The sequence below is a fragment of the Pararhizobium mangrovi genome, from assembly GCF_006516965.1.
Classification (GTDB): Bacteria; Pseudomonadota; Alphaproteobacteria; order Rhizobiales; family Rhizobiaceae; genus Pararhizobium_B; species Pararhizobium_B mangrovi.
Genome location: NZ_VHLH01000020.1, coordinates 1 through 22,339, shown reverse-complemented (window position 1 = coordinate 22,339; position 22,339 = coordinate 1). Strand labels below are relative to the sequence as shown.

19 protein-coding genes and 3 pseudogenes are annotated in these 22,339 nt (G+C 59.6%); 7 read left to right on the top strand and 15 right to left on the bottom strand.

The features are described 5' to 3' along the window. Positions 1-18: 18 nt before the first annotated feature. Positions 19-183: pseudogene (locus FJU11_RS18615) on the bottom strand (Flp family type IVb pilin); the annotation flags it as partial. A 295-nt stretch (positions 184-478) separates the two neighbouring features. Then, positions 479-724, bottom strand: a complete 246-nt coding sequence (locus FJU11_RS11245; RefSeq protein WP_141167196.1) for a Flp family type IVb pilin — start codon at positions 722-724, stop codon at positions 479-481. 710 nt (positions 725-1,434) lie between these two features. On the opposite strand from FJU11_RS11245, the pseudogene FJU11_RS11240 reads away from it, so the two are divergent. Next, positions 1,435-1,574, top strand: a pseudogene (locus FJU11_RS11240) (IS3 family transposase); the annotation flags it as partial. Here FJU11_RS11240 and FJU11_RS11235 read toward each other — a convergent pair. The 5 genes from FJU11_RS11235 to FJU11_RS11215 all read right to left on the bottom strand — a co-directional run bounded on the left by FJU11_RS11235 (position 1,574) and on the right by FJU11_RS11215 (position 6,402). Next, complete coding sequence (locus FJU11_RS11235; RefSeq protein ID WP_141167151.1) at positions 1,574-2,410, bottom strand: MurR/RpiR family transcriptional regulator; 837 nt, start codon at positions 2,408-2,410, stop codon at positions 1,574-1,576. The pseudogene FJU11_RS11240 and the gene FJU11_RS11235 sit on opposite strands and share 1 nt — an antisense overlap. A 90-nt stretch (positions 2,411-2,500) precedes the next feature. Then, the gene (locus FJU11_RS11230; protein WP_141167150.1) at positions 2,501-3,301 is read right to left on the bottom strand and encodes an SDR family NAD(P)-dependent oxidoreductase; all 801 of its coding nucleotides are present in this window, start codon (positions 3,299-3,301) and stop codon (positions 2,501-2,503) included. A 26-nt stretch (positions 3,302-3,327) separates the two neighbouring features. Beyond that, positions 3,328-4,155 carry a carbohydrate ABC transporter permease gene (locus tag FJU11_RS11225; protein WP_141167149.1) on the bottom strand — a complete coding sequence of 276 codons (828 nt, stop codon included), beginning with the start codon at positions 4,153-4,155 and terminating at the stop codon, positions 3,328-3,330. Beyond that, positions 4,152-5,057: a carbohydrate ABC transporter permease gene (locus FJU11_RS11220; RefSeq protein WP_181408153.1), complete on the bottom strand. Its 906-nt coding sequence runs from the start codon at positions 5,055-5,057 to the stop codon at positions 4,152-4,154. Before FJU11_RS11220 ends, FJU11_RS11225 begins: the two co-directional genes overlap by 4 nt. Position 5,058: 1 nt before the next feature. Then, positions 5,059-6,402 (bottom strand): ABC transporter substrate-binding protein, encoded by a 1,344-nt coding sequence (locus tag FJU11_RS11215; protein ID WP_141167147.1) that lies wholly within the window; start codon positions 6,400-6,402, stop codon positions 5,059-5,061. A gap of 175 nt (positions 6,403-6,577) precedes the next feature. Between FJU11_RS11215 and FJU11_RS11210 the strand changes: the two genes are divergently transcribed. The 4 genes from FJU11_RS11210 (at position 6,578) to FJU11_RS11195 (ending at position 11,121) form a co-directional block, all read left to right on the top strand. Beyond that, positions 6,578-7,276, top strand: coding sequence for an N-acetylmannosamine-6-phosphate 2-epimerase (locus FJU11_RS11210; protein WP_210242881.1), 699 nt, complete (start codon positions 6,578-6,580; stop codon positions 7,274-7,276). Further along, positions 7,269-8,336 carry an ABC transporter ATP-binding protein gene (locus FJU11_RS11205; protein ID WP_141167145.1) on the top strand — a complete coding sequence of 356 codons (1,068 nt, stop codon included), beginning with the start codon at positions 7,269-7,271 and terminating at the stop codon, positions 8,334-8,336. Before FJU11_RS11210 ends, FJU11_RS11205 begins: the two co-directional genes overlap by 8 nt. Positions 8,337-8,422: 86 nt before the next feature. Further along, positions 8,423-9,409, top strand: a complete 987-nt coding sequence (locus tag FJU11_RS11200; RefSeq protein ID WP_141167144.1) for an ROK family protein — start codon at positions 8,423-8,425, stop codon at positions 9,407-9,409. Further along, the gene (locus FJU11_RS11195; RefSeq protein ID WP_181408152.1) at positions 9,406-11,121 is read left to right on the top strand and encodes a GMC family oxidoreductase; all 1,716 of its coding nucleotides are present in this window, start codon (positions 9,406-9,408) and stop codon (positions 11,119-11,121) included. Before FJU11_RS11200 ends, FJU11_RS11195 begins: the two co-directional genes overlap by 4 nt. Before the next feature lie 181 nt (positions 11,122-11,302). Here FJU11_RS11195 and FJU11_RS11190 read toward each other — a convergent pair whose 3' ends face one another. The 6 genes from FJU11_RS11190 to FJU11_RS11165 all read right to left on the bottom strand — a co-directional run bounded on the left by FJU11_RS11190 (position 11,303) and on the right by FJU11_RS11165 (position 19,040). Then, entirely contained in the window at positions 11,303-12,421 is a 1,119-nt protein-coding gene (locus FJU11_RS11190; RefSeq protein WP_141167142.1) for an aminotransferase class V-fold PLP-dependent enzyme, read from the bottom strand. A 49-nt stretch (positions 12,422-12,470) separates the two neighbouring features. Continuing rightward, positions 12,471-13,259: a creatininase family protein gene (locus FJU11_RS11185; protein ID WP_141167141.1), complete on the bottom strand. Its 789-nt coding sequence runs from the start codon at positions 13,257-13,259 to the stop codon at positions 12,471-12,473. Further along, a complete protein-coding gene (locus FJU11_RS11180) occupies positions 13,256-14,275 on the bottom strand; it encodes an ABC transporter permease (RefSeq protein ID WP_181408151.1) in 1,020 nt (339 codons plus the stop codon). The genes FJU11_RS11185 and FJU11_RS11180 overlap by 4 nt, the downstream gene beginning before the upstream one ends. Then, the gene (locus tag FJU11_RS11175; protein WP_141167140.1) at positions 14,272-16,764 is read right to left on the bottom strand and encodes an ATP-binding cassette domain-containing protein; all 2,493 of its coding nucleotides are present in this window, start codon (positions 16,762-16,764) and stop codon (positions 14,272-14,274) included. The genes FJU11_RS11180 and FJU11_RS11175 overlap by 4 nt, the downstream gene beginning before the upstream one ends. A 72-nt stretch (positions 16,765-16,836) precedes the next feature. Next, positions 16,837-17,862, bottom strand: a complete 1,026-nt coding sequence (locus FJU11_RS11170; RefSeq protein ID WP_141167139.1) for a sugar ABC transporter substrate-binding protein — start codon at positions 17,860-17,862, stop codon at positions 16,837-16,839. Positions 17,863-17,951: 89 nt separating this feature from the next. Beyond that, the gene (locus tag FJU11_RS11165) at positions 17,952-19,040 is read right to left on the bottom strand and encodes a succinylglutamate desuccinylase/aspartoacylase family protein (protein WP_141167138.1); all 1,089 of its coding nucleotides are present in this window, start codon (positions 19,038-19,040) and stop codon (positions 17,952-17,954) included. A 110-nt stretch (positions 19,041-19,150) separates the two neighbouring features. On the opposite strand from FJU11_RS11165, the gene FJU11_RS11160 reads away from it, so the two are divergent. Together FJU11_RS11160 and FJU11_RS18845 are read left to right on the top strand one after the other, a co-directional pair. Beyond that, positions 19,151-19,906: an IclR family transcriptional regulator gene (locus FJU11_RS11160; RefSeq protein ID WP_141167137.1), complete on the top strand. Its 756-nt coding sequence runs from the start codon at positions 19,151-19,153 to the stop codon at positions 19,904-19,906. A 476-nt stretch (positions 19,907-20,382) separates the two neighbouring features. Further along, positions 20,383-20,487: pseudogene (locus FJU11_RS18845) on the top strand (IS630 family transposase); the annotation flags it as partial. Positions 20,488-20,499: 12 nt separating this feature from the next. Here FJU11_RS18845 and FJU11_RS11150 read toward each other — a convergent pair. Continuing rightward, positions 20,500-21,705, bottom strand: a complete 1,206-nt coding sequence (locus FJU11_RS11150) for a CaiB/BaiF CoA transferase family protein (RefSeq protein ID WP_141167135.1) — start codon at positions 21,703-21,705, stop codon at positions 20,500-20,502. Continuing rightward, the coding region (locus FJU11_RS11145; protein WP_268935187.1) for an acyl-CoA dehydrogenase family protein at positions 21,702-22,339 on the bottom strand (638 nt) is incomplete at its 5' end. The genes FJU11_RS11150 and FJU11_RS11145, both read right to left, overlap by 4 nt.

The following is a 22,339-nucleotide window of genomic DNA, read 5'->3' as shown; positions in this document are numbered from 1 at the left end:
GCCGCCACTTGCAGCCGTACAAGTATCATTACCGGTGGAGCTGCCCATACACGTCGAAATATGCGAGAAGGTATCGCCGAGCTTACTGCCAATAGAACTCGCTCCGGCGATGATAGCGACCGAGATCAGCGCAGCGATAAGGCCGTACTCAATAGCAGTGGCTCCGGATTCATCTCCCTTCAAGGATGAAACATTATTTTTAAAAAAACGACCAATTGCGACTAACACGGACTTACCCTCTCAATCTGGATTATTGTGCTTTATGTTATTTTGCACCGACAAACAAAGTTGTTTAGTTCTTTTGGAAATACGGCTGATTCTTCCAATTTTGGAAAAGTCTAGGAAAGACATCATTGCCGAGCGAAAGAAGACCCCGCCTAAACGGGATCTTCGGCGTTCTGAATAGATTGCGAGCATGTCGCTCGGTTTGTAGGCAAGCAGAAGCACGAGAGTTCATAAGCTTCCGACAAGTAATGCCTTACTCTGACTTAAGCCCATTCTGCCCCTCGCCCGCAACGTTCGCACACGTCCCGGTGTCCGCACCCATGCAAGAGCCAATATCGTTAAACGTGGTCTTAAGTTTACCGCCGAGAGCGCTGGCGCCGGCAATGATGGCAACCGAGATCAGAGCGGCGATCAGGCCGTATTCGATTGCGGTGGCGCCGGACTCGTCTTTCTTGAAGATGGAAGTTTTCGCGCTGAGAAAGCGGTGAATCTTGATCATCATGGCTTTAGTCCTTCGGTCCAAGAGAAATTGCATTCAGGCCGAGTGTTCGCCTCGACGTGAGACGACATTACCGAAGACGTTTTTCGCCTTCCCTAATAAGCGCGGTTAAACTGCGGTAAAATTTTTTGATCGCTTTAATATGGAAATACGTCCGCTCGATATCAGAAAGCACCGTGCGACGAAGCACTTAGCAGCAGCACTCTCGTCGTTTCGTTCCATGAGCGGATGACGATGGCGTTGATCGGTGACGAGCGGCCACTGGCTCGCTCCTACATCGCCTCCTTCGGAAACGGAACGGCGCGTCCATCAAGACCCCATCTTGAACCGGCGTTATGCTTCTCGCCCGTCGAGGATCGCGACGCTCTACTCGTCGATCGTTACATACGGTAGCCCATATCGCCGGATTGCGATCCAACAAGGCGGCTTGGAGCGAGACAGAACACGATATCTCTACCCGGACGACATCGAGATGAATAACCCCGTCGTCCGGAAAACTAGCTATCGAACCCCTTAGAGGTCCCGCTGGCGCGCCGAGATTCGTACCTGCGAACAGCGCCACTTCAACCCATCGGGATCGTTCATGCCTTAGCTGCGAAATGTCCGAGTAGTGTACAGCCACCGGGTGGCATGACACGACATCAGCACAATCCCGAAACAATCAGACAATCTCGATCGATAGCAGCCGGAAATCGTCACTTAGCATGCGAGGGCGCTACGGTTACCGCCGGATCACGGCGTTGCTGCATTCAGCTGGGCGGACGGTGAACGTCAAACGGGTCGAATGCATCTGGCGACGGGAGGGCTGAAGGTTCCCAAGAAACCACCGAAGAGAAGGCGGCTCTGGCTTTAAAGGTGTTTGGCTATGACGGAGTCCGTTGTCTGATCAACGCGGCGTCGCACGATATCATCGCGCTCATACATCGCGTGATAGACAATGTCCGCGACGGCAACCTGACTGATGACGCTGGCGCCGGAACCGCTCGTTACCGGCGAATCGGACGAGACCGCGATCATGTGGTGGATTGAACGGTCGGCGACGGGATTGCGTGGACGGCTGGTCACGCTGACGATCGGAACGGCTCCGTTATCGGCCAGCGTGCAGAGGTCCACTATGTCGCGCGTGGCTCCGGAGGCGGAAAAGACCACCAGCAGGTCCCGGTTCGTAAAGCTCGAAACGAGCATCGTAGCAAGATGCATGTCGAGCGGGCGGTGACAGGCAATTCCCGCCCGCAAAAGCTTGTAGTGTAGAAAGTTGGCTGCAATCCCCGAAGCCCCGACACCAACGGTCATGATGCGCGTGGAACGCAGTATCAGATCGATCACGGAACGGAGCGTCTGGTCGTCGACGAACCGTCCGGTCTCATCGAGGCAACGGACGTATTCGGCAACGAAGGGTTCGTGCATCTCCGGTCCATCGTCCCCACCATGACGGGAGGGCTCGCTCGTGATCTCACGGGCAATCGCCAGCTTCAACTGAGAAAAGGTCTGATAGTTCATCTCGCGGCAGAAGCGATAAATGCTCGCAACGCTAACGCCAGTTCGTGCTGCAAGCTCTTCGACGGAAAGGCGCGTGGTTTCTTCTGGGGCGTCGGTCACAAAAGCCGCAATACGGCGGAGGGTCGGAGTCAAGTTCGACACACTGATCTTGATCTTCGGCAGGACGGGCTGCAAACCGTTTGCCATCACTGTACCTCCCCTCGTCTCGATCGTGGAAGACCGGCCGGTGAGCACGACGTCGCTTGCGATACAGCATTCGCGTTCGCATGCGCTCGCTCACCAGACGGACCAGCCGCCATCGACCTTGATCTCGGCGCCCGTAATGAAGGCCGCCCCGGGCGTGGTCAAGAAATGGACGGTTGGGGCAATGTCCTCCGGCCGGCCCATGCGCTGCAACGGTGTCGCTCGAACGAGACGTTGCTCGATCGCATCGCCGAGCGGATTGGCATCGACCTTGACCATACCCGGCGTGACCGCATTGACGGTGATGTTCCACTTGCCGAGCGCGGTCGCGAGTTCCCGCGTAATTTGTAGGACCGCCCCCTTCGAGGCAGCGTAGGCGAATTCACGAACCGGGCCACGGTTCTCCGCGTCGTTCCAGGCGAGCTTGCCTTCATAAAAATCGTTGTTGATGCCGAGCGAACCGTAGACCGAGCCGATGTTGACGATGGCTCCATGGCCACGGTCGCGCATCGCCGGAACAGCTAGCTGCGCGAAAAAGAAACCAGCCTCGACGTTGGTGTGCATGACCGCCCGCCAGTCCTCCTGCGAATAGGTGAGCAGTGGATCGGTGGCGCTGCGACCGGCGTTGTTGATGAGCGCGCTTGGCGGTCCGAACCGTTCGACGCAGGCGGCATAGGCCGCTTCGCGTTCGGCCGGGTCCGTGATGTCGGTGGCGCGCCAACTCACCAGTCCGGGTCCGCTCGCAAGATCGTCGGCCAAGACTTTCAACGGCTCCTCCCGGCGCCCGAGGATCATGCAGTTCCATCCGTTCGCTGCGAACTCCCGTGTTATCGCTGCGCCGATTCCCGTGCCGCCACCCGTGATAAGAACGCATTTCGAGGGATCTGGCGACATGGAGACGTCTCCGTTTGCGTGTACGATCAGCCCTTGACCGAACCTGAGGCGAGACCGCTGACGAGATATCTTTGGCCGAAGATGGCAAAGACGATCGGAATGATGACGGAAAGGACGACGCCCGCGGATACGTCACCCCATAGGATGCCGTAGCTCGTAACGAACTGCGAGACGCCAACGGTAACGGTTCGCGCTGCCGACGTGGTGATGATGATGGCGAAGATGTAGTCGTTCCATGTGAACAGGAAGGTTATCAACGCCGCTGCGGCGATAGACGGTGCGAGTAACGGCACTATCATGGTGACGAGAATACCGTAGGAGGACGCGCCATCCATGCGGGCCGCCTCCTCGATCTCGATCGGCACGTCCGCGACACCGCGCGCCAGAATGACCATGGCGATCGGCAGGTTGAGGAAGGTGTCGACGACGATCATGCCCCAAACGGTGTCCAGCAGCCCCACGTTCGTCAGCATGACGAAGAAGGGCAAGACGAAGAACATTGCCGGCAGCAACCGCATGGCGGCCACCGCATTTAGCAACCACTGACCACCGAGCTTCAGACGCACGATCGCATAGGCGGCAGGAACCGAAATGAGCGTCGTCAGCACCACCGTTCCAAAGGCAATGATGGCGCTGTTTTCGAAGAACAGCGGAAAGTCGTAACCTGCCGCATAAAGAACGTTCGCGTAGTGCTGGAGCGTTCCAGGAACCGGTATGGAAAGCGGATGGCTGGTGATGGCTCCGTCTGGCTTGAAGCTCGTCAACAACGCACCGATCAGGGGAATGTTGACGACCAGTGCCACGAGGGCGACCGCTAGCGTCACCATGATTGGCCATTGTTTCGTGCGTGTCATGGCACATCTCCCACGCGGGTCGTCACGCGTCGGATCAGGAAGGGGATGAGTGGCACGACCATAAGCAGAACGAGCATCGCGGCGGCTGTCGCCAACCCGAAATTGCCTTCAGTGAACGCCTTCTTATAGATGTAGATGCTCAACGTGTTGGTGAGAGAGCCAGGCCCTCCTCCGGTAAGCACGAAGATAACGTCGAATGTGCGCAAAGCGTCGACTGCGCGCAGAAACCCCGCGACAAAGAAGGAGGGCACCATCAGCGGAATGGTGATCATGAAGGTCGTGCGAAGCGGAGAAGATCCATCGAGTGCCGCCGCCTCGAAAACGTCGTCGGGCAGAGCCTGCAGACCAGCATAAAGAATGAGGAAAGTGAACGGCGTCCACTGCAGGATCTCGAGTAGGATCAGGAGTGGGACGACCAGATGAGGCGAGAAGAGGTGAATGGCGATTCCGAACCGGTCAAGTATGGCCGGAACGAGCCCAATTTCAGCGTTCAGCACCAGCCGGAACATGATGCCCATCAACGCCGGAGCCACCATGATCGGCATGATAAGCGCCGTGACGAGCAACGTCTTGCCTGGAAAGCGGCGATGGACGAGCAACGCCAGCAGAAAGCCGAGAACGAGGGTCGCAAACGTTGAGATCAAGGTGAATTTCAGAGTAAAAAAGACCGCGTGCCAGAAATCGGGATCTCGCAGCGTATCGGCATAGTTCTTCAGGCCGACGAAGTTAATCGAAAACGACAGGATCGAACGATCGGTAAGGCTGATCCAGGTTCCAAGCGCCAGCGGAAAGACAGCGAATACCGCAAGAAAGACAAGAAGCGGTGCTGAGAGTACCCAGCGAGCGCTTGTCGCCGATTGCCGCATCGGCATGGGAAAGCCTTCCGCAGACACCGCGCCCATTTCAACGATCCAGCAGTGACTGAAGCTTATCGTTCGCTTTCGACAAGGCGTCGTCGGTGGCATCAACGCCTACCCACGCACTGCTCAGATCCTCGGTGATCGACTGCATTGCCTGGAAGGTGCCGGTAAACGTAGGAAGCGAGTATCCGTATTTGCGCACGTTTTCGGCAATTTTGGCAAAGGCCGCATTGCTTTTCACGTTATCCTTCAAGACAGCGGGCTGGGAAGGGATGCCGCCCGCCTGGGCATAGGCCGTCATTGCCTTGGGCGTCGCGAGATATGCCATCCACTTTCGAGCGGCGTCCTTGTGCCGAGATTGCTTGTTGAGCGAGATCGCAAGCGTATGAACATGCGTGCGATGCGGATCGCCCGGTTCCGGCGCGACGGCGATCTTGTCGTAGATCTGCGGGGACTTGTCCTTGCTCGTCAGATCCGCATAGGCGGCTGACCACTGCATGGCGAAGGCAGCACTTCCAGACTGCAGCGCCGCGTTCGTCTCGCCATATTCCCATTGAGAGGCATCGGGGGAGGTATAATGCTTCTCATAGATCGTCCGGTAGATCGACATGGCCTTGTGCGCCGCGTCGGAGGTCAAAGCCGCCTTGCCGTCCTTTCCCGTCCAACTTCCACCGAGCCCCCACAGAAGATCATCCCAGAGCGTGATGTTGAAAGGAGAGGTTTTTGCTTGCAGCGCAGTGCCGTACCGGGTCGGAGAATCAGGATTCTCAGAACGCGAGAAGAATGCCGCGGTTGCGAGATAGTCGTCGGCTGTCCATTCGGAGGGCTTCTTGGGATCGCGCGCTTCGCCAAGCACCTTTCTAGCGATATCCCGGTAAGACTTCTTCCAACTCTCGTCCTTCAGAAGCCGATTCACAAGGTCGGTGCGATAGTAAAGAAAATGGTTGGAGACATCGAGCGGCACACCGTAGAGCTTGCCGTCGATCGTAAGCCCCTTGATCGCCGCACTGAAATATTTCGACTTGTCGATACCGATATCGTCGATGGGCTCGAGTCCCTGAGCAAAAAATCCAATATTATAGGTTGCGGTAAAATAAATATCTACATTGGACGATCGGGTCGCAATCTCGGTTGTTTCCTTCGCAAAAGTGTCGTCGCGGCTGAGCAATACCATGTCGACGGAAATTCCGTCCGTTTTGCCTTGCCCATTATTATATGCGCGAACGACCTTCTGCATTGCGTCGCCTTCGGGCCCCGGCCACAACACCATACGAACCGTCGTCTGCGCATCGGCTACACTTGGCGTCACGGAAAATGCGACGGCGCCTAAAACGCCAGCCGCTGCGATTGTCCGCGACGCTCTCATCGAGAAATCGAACCCGTTCATCTGCTTCTCCCCGAAATTGCCTGATCCGTCAGAACGAATTTTTATCAAGGAGACGAATGGTTGTCAAAATTAATTATCAAGTTTATAGGTTTGATAGGAAACTAAAGATCCACTTATCGCTTTCGGCGCAAGACAATGCCGGAACATCGAATTTCATATGAGTCGAGGACAAACGATGGACCCAACCGGCATCTTTCAGCGCCTGAAGGGTCAACTGATCGTATCGGTTCAGCCTGTTTCCGACGGGCCGATGGACAATGACGTTATCGTAGTTGCTATGGCTCGCGCGGCCGTCGCGGGAGGGGCTGCCGGCCTTCGCATCGAGAGCGCACGAAGGATCGGTCTTGTCCGTCGCGCCCTGCCTGGCGTTCCACTCATCGGCATCGTCAAACGTGATCTTTCCGGCTCTCCCGTGCGTATTACTCCATTGCCGGAAGACGTGGCTGACCTCATCGAGGCCGGGGCGGACATTGTCGCGATTGACGGGACGGATCGCATTCGTCCGCACGCTTTTGTGGATCTGGCACGAATTGTCAGCGATGCTGGCCGGATGGTCATGGCCGATATCGCGTCGGCCGGCGAAGGGCGGGCATCGATCGATGCGGGTGCCACCATCGTTGGCTCGACGCTGTCGGGATACATTCGGGGTCCAGTCCCCGTCGAACCGGACTATACTCTTCTCGAAGAGTTGCGCGACGAAGCCTGCTTTCTCATTGCCGAGGGACGATACCAATCGCCGGAACAGTGCAGAGGAGCGCTCCAGCGAGGCGCCGACTGCGTTACCGTCGGATCGGCGCTGACCCGGTTGGAAGTGGCCACACATCGTTTCTCCGAATTAATGCGCGCTCCGTCGGGGGGAACGGATCATGGCTGAGCTGACCCTTCGCGGAGTTTCGAAACGTTTCGCCGATGTCGAGGTGTTGAAGGATATCGATCTTCATATCGAACAGGGTGAGTTCGTTGTCCTCGTCGGACCATCGGGATGCGGAAAATCGACGCTGCTACGTCTCGTTTCCGGCCTTGAAAAGGTTTCAAGCGGCGAAATCGCAATCAATGGAAAACGGATCGATGGTATTGGCCCCGCCGAGCGCGATCTCGCGATGGTGTTTCAAAGTTACGCGCTCTATCCCCACATGAGCGTACGCAGGAACCTGTCCTATTCGCTGCGCATCCGAAAGATGAGCCGCGTGGATATCGATGAGCGCGTGAGCGAAGCGAGTCGCATACTCGGCATCGAACCGTTGCTGGACCGCCTGCCGAAACAGCTCTCCGGAGGGCAGCGTCAGCGTGTTGCTATGGGCCGGGCGATCGTTCGCGATCCTCAGGCTTTCCTCTTCGACGAACCGCTGTCGAACCTCGACGCGGGCCTGCGCGTGCAGATGCGCAAGGAAATTCGCGAGCTGCACCAGCGCCTCGGAGCCACGTCCATCTACGTAACCCACGACCAGATCGAGGCTATGACCATGGCTGACCGGATCGTCGTCATGCGGGCCGGGCGGATCGAGCAAATCGGCTCGCCCATGGAGCTTTACGAACGACCCGCAAACCGGTTCGTCGCGGGTTTCATTGGCTCGCCCGCAATGAACTTTCTCAGGGCCAAAGCAGTTCGTCGCGACGGTACGATGTGGATCACGCTGACGGAAACTTCCTTTCCTGCACCAAAGGGCGTGACCGAAGGAGAGCCGGTCGTGGTTGGGCTTCGTCCTGACGCGATCTCGCTCGTCAAGCGCGAGGGGAACGAGGGTGCAGCGGTGATCCTAGTCGAGCCTACCGGCCGGGAAACACTCGTCGAATGTTCGATCGGCGAAGAGAATATTGAAGCACTGGTGACGGGAAAGCCGGATGTCGCGCCGGGTGACGCTGTCGGGCTGGCATTCGATTTCAGCCGAGCGCATGTCTTTCGGGAGACGGACGGCATGCGGCTTTCGCAGTAGAAAATTGCACGCGGGCAAGGCTTCATTTTCACCGTGAGAGGTCGAAGGGCGATAATAAGCCAGATACGTTTCGGTGGAGTGGTTTCATGGATTGGCAACATCTAACTGGCACGGCAATCGATTTCGGAGGCACCAAAATCGCTGCTGCCCGTCTCGAAGCCGGCCGGATCGTGGCTCGTGAAACGGCGCCGACGCTAGGGACCGGGGATCTTACGCATCAGATCGACGCACTGGCCGATCTCGCCGCGACGGTTGGATGGACACCTGGCGAACCGGTCGCGCTCGCAGTGACGGGCCGCCTCGACGCGGCCGGCATGTGGTCGGCTATCAATGTCGATACCCTTACGACCATCGACGGCGCCCCTCTTGGCGCGGCCGCTCGCAAGCGCTTCGGTGCTCGGGTCATCGTGCTCAATGACGCCTCGGCCTCGGCGCTTGGCGAAGCCCATTTCGGCGCCGGTCGTCCATATGGCTCGATCGCCTTCGTCACAGTTTCGACCGGCATCGGCGGCGGCATCGTTCTTGATGGGCTCCTACGTCGGTCGGCGAACGGCATGGCTGGACACGTCGGGTTCTCGACGACGCGCCATGGAACCTCCGCCTGCGGATCGGGCCGGTGGGGAACGGTCGAAGCAACTGCGTCGGGGAACGCGATCGCCGCGATCGCCAGGGCGCGTACCGGCGACCATACCCTGACCAGTCGGGACGTTTTCGAGCGCATGCGGGCAGGCGAACCATGGGCCAGCGAGATCGTTTGCGCATCGGCCGCGGTCGTTGCCGAACTTTTCGCCAACCTCGACGCGATCCTGGGCCTCGACGCGATCGTGCTTGGCGGCGGCGTCGGGCTGGCACCCGGCTATCGCGAATTGGTGACCCGGTTCCTCGACGAGGAACCTGAACTCTTCCGCCTCCCCATCCTATCGGCCGAACTCGGGTCCGACAGCGCCTTCTACGGCGCACTGCATTTTGCGTTGGTCCATGGAGACTCCGGCGAAGGGAGAACGCCCCGCTCTGACATGGAGCGAGGGCCGTCGCGAGGACCTGAGACAACGTGTTGGAAGGAAGCGGAATGAGCTCACGTGATTCCGATCATGCGGACTACATCATCGTAGGCGGCGGGTCTGCTGGTTGCGTTCTTGCCGCAAGGCTCAGCGAGGATCCAGCCATCCGCGTCCTCCTGCTGGAGGCTGGGATGGACGCAGCCAAACCAGAAGACTTTCCTGATCTTGCCAACCCTTACCCCGGCATCGCCTATTCCAATCCGACCTATACGTGGAAGGGGCTGAAGGCATCCCTGGCATATCGGGGCTCCAATCGCCCCGAGGCCAACGCAACGCGGTATGAACAAGCTCGCATTCTTGGCGGCGGTTCGGCGATCAATGGCATCGGCGCCAACCGAGGTGCTCCTTCCGACTACGACGAGTGGTACGATCTCGGGCTCGAAGGCTGGTCGTGGGAGAACTGCCTACCCTATTTCAAAAAGCTCGAGCGCGATCTCGACATCGATGATGCGTTCCATGGTCAGGATGGCCCCATGCCGGTACGCCGGCGTGGTGAAGAGATCTGGACGCCGTTCACGCAGGCAATGATCGATCTTTGCACAGCTCGCGGCGTTCCCTTCCTTCCCGATCAGAACGGCAGCTGGCAAGACGGCATATTCGAGATGGTCGTCAACATGGACGAGCGCAAGCGCCGGGTGAGCACTGCCTGGGCCTATCTTGGAGATCCGGTCCGTCATCGAAAGAATCTTGAGATCAGGACGTTCACTACCGTGACGCAACTCGTCCGCGAGGGGCGGCGGATCGTTGGGGTTAAGACCGAGCGCGATGGCGAGAAGGAGAGCCTCTACGCAGCGAACATCGTGCTTTCGTGCGGAGCGCTCGCCACGCCGGCTGTCCTGATGCGGTCGGGGGTCGGTCCGGCAACGCATCTCGGCGAATGTGGGATCGAGACGGTTCGCGACCTGCCCGGAGTCGGGCAGAATCTCATGGAGCATCCCTCCGCGGGCCTCGTACCGTTTCTGCGGAAAGCCGCACGACAAAAGGGAACGGCGGACTATCATATTCCGATCGGTTACCGCTTCTCTTCCGGACTCGAAGGGTGCCCGGCTGGCGACATGCATATGAACTTTGTCACCCGCGCAGCCTGGCATCCGGTCGGCCGCCAGCTCGGTTCGTTGTTCTTCTGGGTGAACAAGTCCTACTCGCGCGGCCAATTGCTGCTTGATCCGATGAGTCCGGCGGGGCCTCCACGCATCGATTTTCGTATGCTTTCGGACGAACGCGATCTCACCCGACTTGCCGACGCCTTCGAACGGGCCGTTGGCCTGGCACGCGATCCCTGCCTCGCCGACGTCGTCCAAAGCGTCTATGCCGGCGGCATGTCGGAGATCGGCAAGCGCTTTTCGAAGCCGTCGGCTACGGCATGGATCGCTACGGCAGTCGGAGCCGCCGGTATCGACATGATCGGCGGGCACCGGAAAAAGGCGTTCCCTTATATGCTTGCGAACTACGATGATCCGGCCCGCCTCGCCGCCGATCGCGGCGCTCTCGAAGCCTATGTCCGTGGAACGGTCGGTGGTGTTTGGCATCCTTCTGGGACATGCCGCATGGGTCGCAAGGACGATCGGATGGCGGTAACGGATGGAAGTGGAAAAGTGTTCGGAACCGAGGGACTCTACGTCTGCGACGCGTCTCTGATGCCGACCATTCCCTGCGCGAACACGAACTTTCCTACGATCATGATCGCAGAAAAGATTGCCGATTCCCTTAAGACAATAAGCTGAAGGCAATCCGGCCGTTCATTGGTCGAAAGCGGAAACCTAAGACGCCCGAGGGCTGAACCATCAGCGGCCGATCGTTACGGCAGTCGCTGTCGACGCTTATCGCAGGCTTTATAGTAGCCTTGGCGATAGGACGTTGCCGTCCCCAGGCCTTTTTGCTCATCAAGAACGTCTTTGATGCTGGTTATGGTCTTCTTTCTTTTCCATCGGTGGAATGCAGAACCGTGCCGAGCGCCGCATCGAACGCATCGATGTCCTCGCGAGCGTTGAAAACCTGTGCAGAAAGCCGCATTCGGCCGTGATCGTACCAAACCCGGACACCCTGCGCCTCGAGACCGTCGGCAATTTCCTTCACATTTTTGCCTGCGACACAGACATTGTGGGATCCCGTATCACCGTCACGGGAAAACGCGACAAGGCCTCTGTTCTCCAAAACCTGCTCGAGGGCGTTAGCCACGGCCAACAGGTGACGCGCCCGTGCATCCTCGTCGCCGCGGGCATGCCATTCCAGAACGGCGTCGAGGATCACCACGTCGAGATGCGGGACGTTGCCATATTCAAAACGGGATGCGCCATCGGCGGTTTCGGAATACCAGCCTGCACCGGCCGGCCGTAGCGCGCGTGCACGCTCCGTTCCAAAGGCAAGGATGCCCATGAAGCTGGCACATAAAAATTTATAGGTGCTTGCGACCGTTACGTCGGCTTCGGCGGCGCGCACTGGAAGCGCGCCGACAGCGTGGGTCGCGTCGTTTAAAACGATCGTCCCACGTGGCGCTAGAACTCGGTGCAATGCTGCCACGTCCATCCGACGACCGGAAAAAGGATTGACCTGGCTCACGTAGAGCAACCGAGTTCGCCCGTCGCAGGCGTCGAGCAATGCATCTTCGCGACCGGCTCCATGCGGCGCATTGACACGACGGAGCGTTACGGATCGGCGACCGAGGCTTTCCAGTGCCGCGCGGCCGCTCGCATAGTCATCACTCGCTATGACAGCATTATCGCCCGCCCGCCATTCGACCGCGTTGACAGTTCGGGCTATTCCGTCCGACGCACTGCCAAGAAAGCCGACGTCGTCCATCGCGCAATGCATCAGGGCGGCGGTACGGCGACGTGCCCTGGCGACAAGTTCCCAATGCTCGCGGTAGGCCGGCTGGCCACCTGCCTTACGTGTCAGAAAGGCCGCGATCGTTGGGGCGACAACGTCCGGCACCGGCGTCTGGCCACCACCGGCGAAATGAACGAGCGTCGGATCCAAGTCGGGGAACATGCTCTTCGGGATCGGATAGCCGAGCTGGGGCCCCATCGCGTACCTCAGTGACCCACGTCGAAAGTAGTCAGGAACGCATGAACCATCAGATTCGACCGTAGTGCTCTTGGAAGCGGGAAAGAAGATCGGCCACGGCAGTCGTCGCCGCATGAAAGAGCTGCGCACCGGCATTGGCCTCTGCTTGTGAAGGGGTGCCGATGACACCTGTCGGGTTGATGTGGGAGAACCGGCGCCAGACGGTCGGCGCCGCCTTCGCGTAGAGATGAGGATCCGGCCATGCCGGCGGGGTCGTACCGGCGGGAATACGATCACACCGTACGCTCTCGGGACGAAGATGCAGCATAAGCGATGTTTCCAGCGCGCCCGCATGGCCGGTCCCTCCCGCAGCGTCCGGCAGAATCTCCGCAGCCTCCTGTGCAATATGTTCGAAGTAGGTGATCGCCGCCGTGCATACGCCGACTTCTCCAAGGTCCGAAACTACAACACCCAAGGCCGCACGATTGCCGCCGTGACCGTTGAGGAAGACCGGGGTAAATCCGTCTTCCCAAAGATCGGCTGCAAGATCGTTGAGAATGGCGACGAAGGTTTGGGCGCGGAGGCTCATCGTTCCAGCAAAATCGCGATGGTGCGGCGAGACGCCATAGGGAACCGGCGCAGTAAGAACCGCGTCCGGAACGCTGTAGACGGCCGCCTCGGCGACGGCACTCGACAGCGCGATATCGGTTCCGGTGGGCAGATGCGGTCCATGCTGCTCTATGGCGCCCACGGGTAAAACCGCCAAAGGACGATGACCGCTGCGATGCGTATCACGTACGAGTTCTGCGATTTCCGGCGAGGTCAAGCGATCGAGACGAATTTCGCGATGTCCGTTCATGCCGCCGCCCGCGCGATCGATCGCTCACGAGCACGCGCGATCAAAGTGTCGCCGAAGAGCGCGAGGATGATGATGACGCCCTTCCAAAGTTCCACGCTCGATGGATCGGTTCCGAAAACGCGCAGTGCGGTCGTTACCAGACTGACGATGAGCGCGCCGGCAATGACGCCACCCACGGTACCGCGGCCGCCAAACACCGACGTGCCCCCGAGAACGGCCGCCGCGATCGCATCGAGTAGAAGGCTGATGCCACCCACGTTCGGGGTGACCACCGGTACACGTGAGATCATCAAGACCGCCGTCATGAAGACGAAAATGGCCGAGACGACGTAGACCGTCAGAAATTGACGCGGGATCGGCACGCCGGCAAGTTCGGAAGCGTCCTGATCAGAACCGATCGCGTAGCATCGTAGGCCGAAACGAGTGCGCTTCATCATGAATCCGGCGACAAACATAACAATCGCTGTTACGAAAATCGCATTTGGAATACCGTCCGTGCGCGCTATTCCGATCCAACGCAACGTCGGTTCCTTCACGATAAGGACACCCTTTTGAGCGACAGCCAGCGTAGCGCCCTGTAACGCAATCATCGAGGCGAGCGTTGCGACGAAAGGCGGAATCCTGGCAAAAGCCACCAGGGCACCGTTGACGAAACCGATCATCAGCATAACAACCAGACCAATGAGCAGTGCCATCGGCAGACCGTTCCCCGCATCGATGCGGCTTGCAATAAGCGTCGAGCAGAAGGCAACGCCGTAAGCCGCGCTCAGATCGATACCGCCGCTGATCAACACCACCATGGCACCCACCGCCAGAATAGCAATCGGCGTCGCCTGCGAAACGATGTTGAGCGTATTGGGCAGCGAAAGCACGGCCGGATTGATCGCCGCGAAAACGAGAGCGAGCGCGGCCAGTAGCAGGTAGGGTGCGAACTTCAAAAGGCGGAAAAGCCTAAAGCCGCCGGTATCGTGATTATGGGTCATCGCTACTTTTTCGGACTTCGGCTGCACGATCATTCGGCGGCAACGCTCATCGGACTATCTTGCCCGAAGGCAAGCGCCATAATGTCCCGTTCGCTGGCACCCCGGGGAAGTTCGCCGACGCTCCGACCCTCAGCCATAACGATGATCCGGTCTGCAACGCCGATGATCTCGGGCAGTTCAGATGATACCATGAGGATCGCCACGCCCTGTTCCTTCAAGTCGGCGATCAGCCGATGCAGTTCCGACTTGGCACCGACATCGACACCACGAGTCGGTTCGTCGAGAAGGACGACGCGCGGCTCCATTGCCAGCCACTTTCCGATGACGACCTTCTGCTGGTTGCCGCCCGACAGCTTACCGACGGCCTTTTCGGGTTGCGGCGGGCGCACGCCCAACGCCGCGATCTGATCATGAGCGAGGGCATCGAGCGCCCGCCGGCGTAGTACACCGAACCAGCTATGGCGAGAGATCCAGGCAAGCGCGATGTTGTCACGGATCGACATGGGGCCGACGAACCCTTCCAGATGCCGGTCTTCGGGAACGTACACGACGTCGCGATGGCCTCCTGCGCTCTCTTCGCCAAATATCCGGATCAATCCGCCCTTGCGTTTCGACAGGCCGGCAATGCAGCGCAGCACTTCCGAACGTCCCGATCCCATCAATCCGGCAAGCGCAACGATCTCGCCCTGCCGCAATGTAAGTTCTGCCTGTTTCAGTCGCTTGCCATCGGACAATTCACGCACTTCGACGGCAACTTTGCCAACCGGAGCGTCGCGATGCAGAAATACGTCCTCGATCTCGCGGCCGACCATCATGGCGATGATCTCAGCATCGTCCGTGTCTTCGACCGGACGCTCGCCAACGAAACTTCCGTCGCGAAGCACCACAACCCGATCGCACTGGCTGAAAATCTCCTCCATCTTGTGGGAGATGTAGAGAATGCCGGCCCCGCGCTTCCTGAGCATCGTGATGATTTCGTAAAGACGGTCCCGTTCCCGGTTGCTTAATGCCGAAGTCGGCTCGTCCATGATGAACATCCAGGCATCGGAAAGCGCAGCCCGTGCGATCTCCACCATCTGCTGTTCCCCTACCGGAAGAAGCCCGAGTAACGACGTCGGCGCAATATCAAGGTCCAGTTCGTCCAGGACCCGACGGGTTTCGGCGAGCATCCGTCGCCGGTCCAACGTACCGAAGACCGTACGCGGCTCCCGGCCGAGGAACATGTTTTCCGCCACGGTGAGATCCGGCGAAAGGCTGAAATGCTGATGAATGACGCTGATGCCCGCTTTCTCGAACGCCGCCGCTCCGCGCAACGGTGTTCCATCCAGAAGGATCTCGCCTTCGTCCGGCGTATAGATGCCGGACAGGCATTTCACCAACGTGGACTTGCCTGCTCCATTCTCGCCGGCGAGCGCCACCACCTCGCTCGAGCGCAAGGAAAAACTGACACCGTCTAGCGCCTTGACGCCGGGAAAGAGTTTACCGACGCCGCGAAGCTCGATCTGGCGCGCGCCGGCATCACCGCGCATCCGGCGGTTCGTCTTTGCGGACCTTGCAGGCATGCGTGCATGGCGGCGCGGTAGAAGTCCAGCGAGGCTCTCCGGCTGACTGATCAAGACGGCAACCAGGATCAGCCCACCCGTAACGAAATAAATGATGATCTGGGGGACCTCCATGAACGAAAGCCCCGTATTGATAACGCCGAGCAGGATCGCGCCTACGGCCGTTCCGTAGAGAGAGCCTTTGCCACCGGAAAGCTTGGCGCCGCCGATGATCGCAGCCGTGATGGCAGTGAATTCGAGACCATTGCCGGCCAGGGGTTGCGCCGAGCCGAGGCGGCCGATCGAGACGATCGTTCCTGCGGCTGCGGCGACTCCGGAAAGAACGTAGATCAATACTTGGACGCGCCGGACCGGAATGCCCGTAGCGGACGCCGTCGTCGCGCTGCCGCCCACGGCGAAAATCCAGCGTCCAAAGACAGTACGGTTCAATAGGAACTGCCAACCCATAAATGCGAGCGCCGCGAAGATCACAGATACCGGTACCGGACCGATCTGCGCCGAACCCAGGAACAGAAGAATGGGATCCGCGATCGCAATGGAGGAACTGCCGGAAAGGCTGAGAGCCAGACCACGAGCAAGTGCCATGGTTGCGAGCGTCGCGATGAAGGGCGATACGCCAGCTAATCCGATCAGAGCGCCGTTGACGAGCCCGAGCGCGGCGCCGGAGAGGAGCGCCGCTCCCAAAGCCAGGATAGCGGACTGGGTCGCGACGTAAGCCAGTCCAGCGACAACGCCGGATGCCGCCAGAAGCGATCCGACTGAAATATCGATACCACGCGCAATGATGACTGCCGTCATCGCGAACGCGACGATTGCGATGATCGCCGATTGCCGAGCAATCGAAACGAGATTCCAGGGAGAGAGGAACTGAGGATCGGCAGCACCGAAGACGCCGATCGCCAGAACCATCAGAATGAAAAGAATGAATACGTTGTGTTTTAAGAGATCGCGGAGCTTCATGCTTCAGTTCTCGCAATCACCCGTGAACGACGGCCTGCCTCGAGACCGGACGGCCGGATAACACGTGTACCGTCACTTCACCGACATGGCTGAAACGGGCTGTTGAGGACCGAGTTGTTGGCTGTAGTCCTTCGAAGCTTTCGTCTCTTGCTGCGTGGTGATCGTATCGACGTCGATGCCGTTGTCCTTGAGCATCTTCGCCGTTTCCTTCGAGGTGACGAAGTAGGTCGGCATGTACAGATCATTCTTCATCTTCTCGCCCTTGGCGAGCCGGGCTGCCACAGCAATGTTCCAGTAGCCTACTCGCTGCGCACCGGTGAGCACGTCCATCACCATCTTGCCGCTGTCTATGAGGGGCTGCATTTCTGCGTCACCATCATAGCCGGCGAACTTGACGTCTGCACCCATAGCGTCCGTCACTGCCGAGGCGGCCAGGCACATGCTGTCAGAAATGCATCCGATACCCTTCAGGTCCGGGTAGGTTGCAAGCCAGGTCTGGGCTGCGTTCGTCGCTTTGGCGCTGTCCCAGCCGGTCGGTTCGATGCCGATGATCTTCACCTTAGGCCAGTACTTCTTCATCGCATCGACGAACCCTTTCTCCCGCGTATCGGAAACAAAGTTTCCGCGCGTACCTACGAGAAGGCCAACCTGCCCTTCCCCGCCGATCGCGGCACCAAGCGCATGCGCCACCACGCCGATATTCTCGTAGTCGGGATAAAGCGTCGAATAGTTCTTGCCAGCCTCGACCTTGTTCCCCATCGTGATGACGGGAATATTCTTGGCCGTCGCCTTCTTGATGACGGGAATCAATGCGTTCTTGTCGAGCGGATCGATCAGGATGCCGTCCACGCCCTGATTGATGAAGTTCTCGACAATGCCGACCTGTTTGTCGAGGCTGCCCTGCGCCGACTGCCAATTGGCCGAAACGCCATAATCCTTTGCCGCGGCATCACCGCCTTCCTTCATGCGCACGAAGAACGAGTTCTGCAGATCGATGGCTGCAAGACCGAGCTTGATGTCGGCTGCGCGTGTACTGAACGTCGAACCGACCAGCGCCGCAGCGATTAAGCCTGCCACGGGAAGAAACTTATATGACATCACATCCTCACAGTTTTCGGGTTCCTTTGCCGGGCGCTTGGCGCCTTCTTGGTTTTGGGCGAGAGCGCAGGGTGCGCGCGCCGTTCTATTCACTCGCGTCGACCGGCCTCCGCCAGGACGACGCAGCAGTTGCCGGGTGAAACCATCGCCGGATGACGCAGCGCGTAGACTGTGCCAGCAAAGGCAGCGCGGATCTCGGCAGGCAATGTTCCGGGTGAGAAGCGATCGTGCACAAGACCGATGAGATCCCCCTTATCGACACGAGCGGCAAGTGCGACCCGTCGTTCGAAAACGCCTTCGGTCATCGAAAGGTGATAGGCATCGGCTCGCGCGACACTGAGGACTTCGGGCTCGGTCGGCGTTACCGGCACCTCGTCCAGCATTCCGAGCTGCCGCATCACATTGCGAATGCCGGTCTTGCATACGCGAAGCGCCTGCGGATCGACGAAACCACCTCCCATCATTTCCGTACCTGTCGTCACCAGTCCGCGCCTTGAGGCGGCCGCTGTAGCGGTCCGCGGTTCTCCAAGATTGTTAACGAAGACGGCATGCGAAGCACCAAAGGCGCGAGCACCGGCAAGATTGGCCTCGGTCTGCTGAGGATCTGCCACCACTTCCACCGTATTGCTCGGCATGATCTCGAGGGAGCCACCGCCGGAATGGAGATCGAGGAACACCTGAGCGCGCGGCATTAGCGCATGATAGACATAGGCCGCGATTTGCCGGCTGATCGAGCCGTGGAAGTCGCCGGGGAAGCAACGATTGAAGTTCAGCCCGTCGACAGGGGAACAACGCCGCCCCACCCTCGCCGCCGGTGCGTTCACGGCAGGAAGCAAAATTAGCTGGCCTTTGATATCGTGCCAGTCGAGTTCACGCGCGAGTTCGAGAAGCGCAATCGCGCCTTCGTACTCGTCACCGTGATTGCCCGCCTCTGCGAGGAGGACCGGTCCGCCGCCATTGCGGATTGAAACGATCGGGACGAGAACGGCGCCCCACGCGTCGTCGTTCGGCGAATGTGGAAATCGAATGGATCCCGATTGATTGCCGTCACGATCAAGATCGACATCCAGATGAATCGAAGCCGGCGGCTCGATGACGGGCACATCACCACTCGGGCGCCGGACCTTCCGGTCTATGTGCCGGTCGAGGATCGATCGGATATCTGTTTCATCAGGCATGATGAACTCCTGCTAAACCGATCCAAGAACGCTTCATATAGAAAGTCAACATCAAATATGAAATACCGGACGGATGGATACCTGGCGTCGACGCGGTGGAGGGTTGGGCAATGAACAAGTACGCCGCGCCGGCCCTTGTCAAAGGCCTAGAAATCATCGAACTTCTCGCGCATCGCGAAAGTCCGATGACCCATGCAGAAATTGCCAAGGCGCTCGGACGTTCGAAAAGCGAATTGTTCCGGATGCTCGTTACGCTTCAGGAACGTGGCTACCTGCATCGTGACACTGAAACCGACACCTTCACGATCACTGACCGGCTGTTCCGCCTGGGGTTGCGGGTGCCGCACGTACGCACCCTGATCGACTACGCGTTGCCGAGATTGAACAGACTTGCTTTGGAGATCGAGCAGTCCGCCCACCTTGTCGTGATGCGGCATGGAAAGACGGCGGTCATCGCGGGCTCGTCGGGCGGATCGGATATGTCGTTCTCGCTGAAGCTCGGCTTCGGCCGTATTGCGGCCGACTCGACATCCGGACAGGTGATTATGGCCTTTCAGAGCGAGCAAAGACGTTTGCCGATGATGCGCGAAAGCTTGGCGTTGCAGACCGAACCACTGGAAGAAGCCGTTCTCAGTCGTGAATTGGAGCGAATTCGCGAACAGGGATACGAACTGCACGACAGCCGCGACTTCTCGGGGATCAGCGATATCTGCTGTCCAATCTTCGACGACACCGATAACGCGGTCGCCTCGGTTGTCATCGCCTTCGTCGAACGATTCCGTTCGAACAGTTCGAAGGCTGAAGCGCTCGCAGCCCTGCAGGAATGCTGCGCCGCAATTTCGCGCGAACTGGGAGCCGCCCTCTGAGTCTGACCCATAAAGGGTTTAGCAGTTCAGGAAGTAATGATTCCGTCTGGTTGCCAGACAAGACGGCAGCACGAATGCCTTGGACCGAAACCGCTCGCCGGGAGCATGCCCGGCGCAGGCCGCACTACGCAAGCGATGTCAGCGATCGGGAATAAGCACTGACCCCGCGCTTACTGCCGTTCGCCAGGCGGCAAGGACGGTAAATCTTCGTCGCAACATCCACATGCTTACAGGGCGCTTCGCAAGGTATTGCCTTGCCGCATAGACTTTTGAGGCAAGGCTCTCAGAGCGCCTGCAGATATACTGGACGCGCTATTGCAATTGTGGAGGCACGTACCGTTCCACCGACCGCCTCGACTGCCGTCGCGATCTTTGCTTGCGAGCGAGTCGCCTGCCCGGTTGACTTCATTCGCTCAGTTAGCGCTTCGAATGGCGTAATCCGTCTTTCATCTCGGCTCGCTTCGGACAACCGGGGGCGATCGGCGCCGCTGCTCTGGGACGCAACCGGATCGCTCATCAATCAATTCACGCCAGCCGAATGCGCCAACTATTTCGCTGCCGCCGGATATGTACCAGATTAAACACGACGCGCTCTAATCGCCCCCGTCGATCCCGAGTTCGCGCAAGACCTCGTCGGTATGCTCTCCAAGTCTCGGTACGCCTCGCGCCGCGGCGGCGTCGGTATCGGCGAAGCGGACCGGGGTGCGCACGCCTGGAACCGTCCCGCCAGCCGCACCGACATGCGGTCGGTCGATGCGCATTCGGCGATGGACGACCTGTGGATCGGCGAAGACGTCGGCGACCGTATTGATCGGCCCGGCAGGAACGCCGACCGCCTCGAACATCGCCAACAGATCGTCGCGCGCGATCGCGACGGTCCCCTCGGTGATTAGCGTCGCGAGCTCGTCGCGGTTCGCTACCCTCAGCGCGTTGGTCGCAAAGCGCGCGTCCGCCGCCGTCTCCAGCATGGCAAGCGACGAGCAGAGCCGCTGGAACTGCCCGTCATTGCCGACCGCGATGATGAGGTGCCCGTCAGCCGCCGGGAACACCTGGTACGGGGCGATGTTCGGATGGACGTTGCCCATGCGACGCGGCGGCGTGCCGGTGACGAGGTAGTTCAGGGCCTGGTTTGCGAGCACGCCCGTCATGCAGTCGAGCAGCGCCATGTCGATGTGCTGGCCCTCGCCCGTTCGCTGGCGTTCTGCAAGGGCGGCCTGGATCGCGATCGTGCCGTAGAGGCCCGTAAAGATGTCGGCGAAGGCGACGCCGATCTTCTGCGGCTCGCCTTCCGGATCGCCGGTCAGGTCCATGATGCCGCCCATGCCTTGCACGATGTAATCGTACCCGGCGCGTCCCGCATAGGGCCCGTCCTGGCCGAAACCGGTGATCGAGCAATAGACGAGCCTCGGGTTCACCGCCTTCAGGCTTTCGTAGTCGAGCCCGTATTTCGCAAGCCCGCCGAGCTTGAAGTTCTCGATCAGGACGTCGCTACGTTCGACGAGCCGGCGCACCGTCTCCTGGCCCTCCGGCGTGCGGAAGTCGACGACGATCGAACGCTTGCCGCGATTGCAGGCGTGGAAATAGGCCGCGTCCAGCGCTTCACCGTCTTCACCCTCGACGAAGGGCGGGCCCCAGCCACGCGTATCGTCGCCGGCAGGCGCTTCGACCTTGACGACGTCGGCGCCGAGATCGGCGAGCGTCTGGCCGATCCACGGTCCGGCGAGGATGCGCGCCAGTTCGACGACGCGAAGGCCGTTCAGGGGCGCTCCCGGCTTTTCTTCCTGCTGCCGCGAGCTCAAAAGAACGCCTGGATGCCGGTCTGCGCGCGCCCGAGGATGAGGGCGTGGACGTCGTGGGTGCCTTCGTAGGTGTTGACGGTCTCGAGGTTCATCATGTGGCGCATGATCTGGTATTCCTCCGAGATGCCGTTGCCGCCGTGCATGTCGCGCGCGACGCGGGCGATCTCAAGCGCCTTGCCGCAATTGTTGCGCTTGACCAGCGAGATCATCTCCGGCGCCATCCTGCCTTCGTCCATCAGCCGCCCGACCCGAAGCACGGCCTGCAGGCCGAGCGTGATCTCCGTCTGCATGTCGGCGAGCTTCTTCTGGAAGAGCTGCGTCCCGGCGAGCGGCTTGTCGAACTGCTTGCGCTCCAGCCCGTAGTTGCGCGCCGCGTGCCAGCAGAACTCCGCCGCACCCATCGTCCCCCAGGCGATGCCGTAGCGCGCCCGGTTGAGGCAGCCGAAGGGGCCGCGCAGGCCCTCGACGTTCGGAAGCAGCGCCTCCTCGCCGACCTCGACCCCGTCCATGACGATCTCGCCGGTGATCGACGCGCGCAGCGAAAGCTTGCCCTCGATCTTCGGCGCGGAAAGCCCCTTCATGCCCTTTTCGAGCACGAAGCCGCGGATCTTGCCGTCATGCGCGTCCGACTTCG

What these genes read in the sequence shown, in the direction of transcription:
- FJU11_RS11245 (WP_141167196.1), bottom strand. Translation starts at nt 724, where the DNA reads ATGATCAAGATTCACCGCTTTCTCAGCGCGAAAACTTCCATCTTCAAG.
- FJU11_RS11235 (WP_141167151.1), bottom strand. Translation starts at nt 2,410, where the DNA reads ATGGCAAACGGTTTGCAGCCCGTCCTGCCGAAGATCAAGATCAGTGTG.
- FJU11_RS11230 (WP_141167150.1), bottom strand. Translation starts at nt 3,301, where the DNA reads ATGTCGCCAGATCCCTCGAAATGCGTTCTTATCACGGGTGGCGGCACG.
- FJU11_RS11225 (WP_141167149.1), bottom strand. Translation starts at nt 4,155, where the DNA reads ATGACACGCACGAAACAATGGCCAATCATGGTGACGCTAGCGGTCGCC.
- FJU11_RS11220 (WP_181408153.1), bottom strand. Translation starts at nt 5,057, where the DNA reads ATGGGCGCGGTGTCTGCGGAAGGCTTTCCCATGCCGATGCGGCAATCG.
- FJU11_RS11215 (WP_141167147.1), bottom strand. Translation starts at nt 6,402, where the DNA reads ATGAACGGGTTCGATTTCTCGATGAGAGCGTCGCGGACAATCGCAGCG.
- FJU11_RS11210 (WP_210242881.1), top strand. Translation starts at nt 6,578, where the DNA reads ATGGACCCAACCGGCATCTTTCAGCGCCTGAAGGGTCAACTGATCGTA.
- FJU11_RS11205 (WP_141167145.1), top strand. Translation starts at nt 7,269, where the DNA reads ATGGCTGAGCTGACCCTTCGCGGAGTTTCGAAACGTTTCGCCGATGTC.
- FJU11_RS11200 (WP_141167144.1), top strand. Translation starts at nt 8,423, where the DNA reads ATGGATTGGCAACATCTAACTGGCACGGCAATCGATTTCGGAGGCACC.
- FJU11_RS11195 (WP_181408152.1), top strand. Translation starts at nt 9,406, where the DNA reads ATGAGCTCACGTGATTCCGATCATGCGGACTACATCATCGTAGGCGGC.
- FJU11_RS11190 (WP_141167142.1), bottom strand. Translation starts at nt 12,421, where the DNA reads ATGGGGCCCCAGCTCGGCTATCCGATCCCGAAGAGCATGTTCCCCGAC.
- FJU11_RS11185 (WP_141167141.1), bottom strand. Translation starts at nt 13,259, where the DNA reads ATGAACGGACATCGCGAAATTCGTCTCGATCGCTTGACCTCGCCGGAA.
- FJU11_RS11180 (WP_181408151.1), bottom strand. Translation starts at nt 14,275, where the DNA reads ATGATCGTGCAGCCGAAGTCCGAAAAAGTAGCGATGACCCATAATCAC.
- FJU11_RS11175 (WP_141167140.1), bottom strand. Translation starts at nt 16,764, where the DNA reads ATGAAGCTCCGCGATCTCTTAAAACACAACGTATTCATTCTTTTCATT.
- FJU11_RS11170 (WP_141167139.1), bottom strand. Translation starts at nt 17,862, where the DNA reads ATGTCATATAAGTTTCTTCCCGTGGCAGGCTTAATCGCTGCGGCGCTG.
- FJU11_RS11165 (WP_141167138.1), bottom strand. Translation starts at nt 19,040, where the DNA reads ATGCCTGATGAAACAGATATCCGATCGATCCTCGACCGGCACATAGAC.
- FJU11_RS11160 (WP_141167137.1), top strand. Translation starts at nt 19,151, where the DNA reads ATGAACAAGTACGCCGCGCCGGCCCTTGTCAAAGGCCTAGAAATCATC.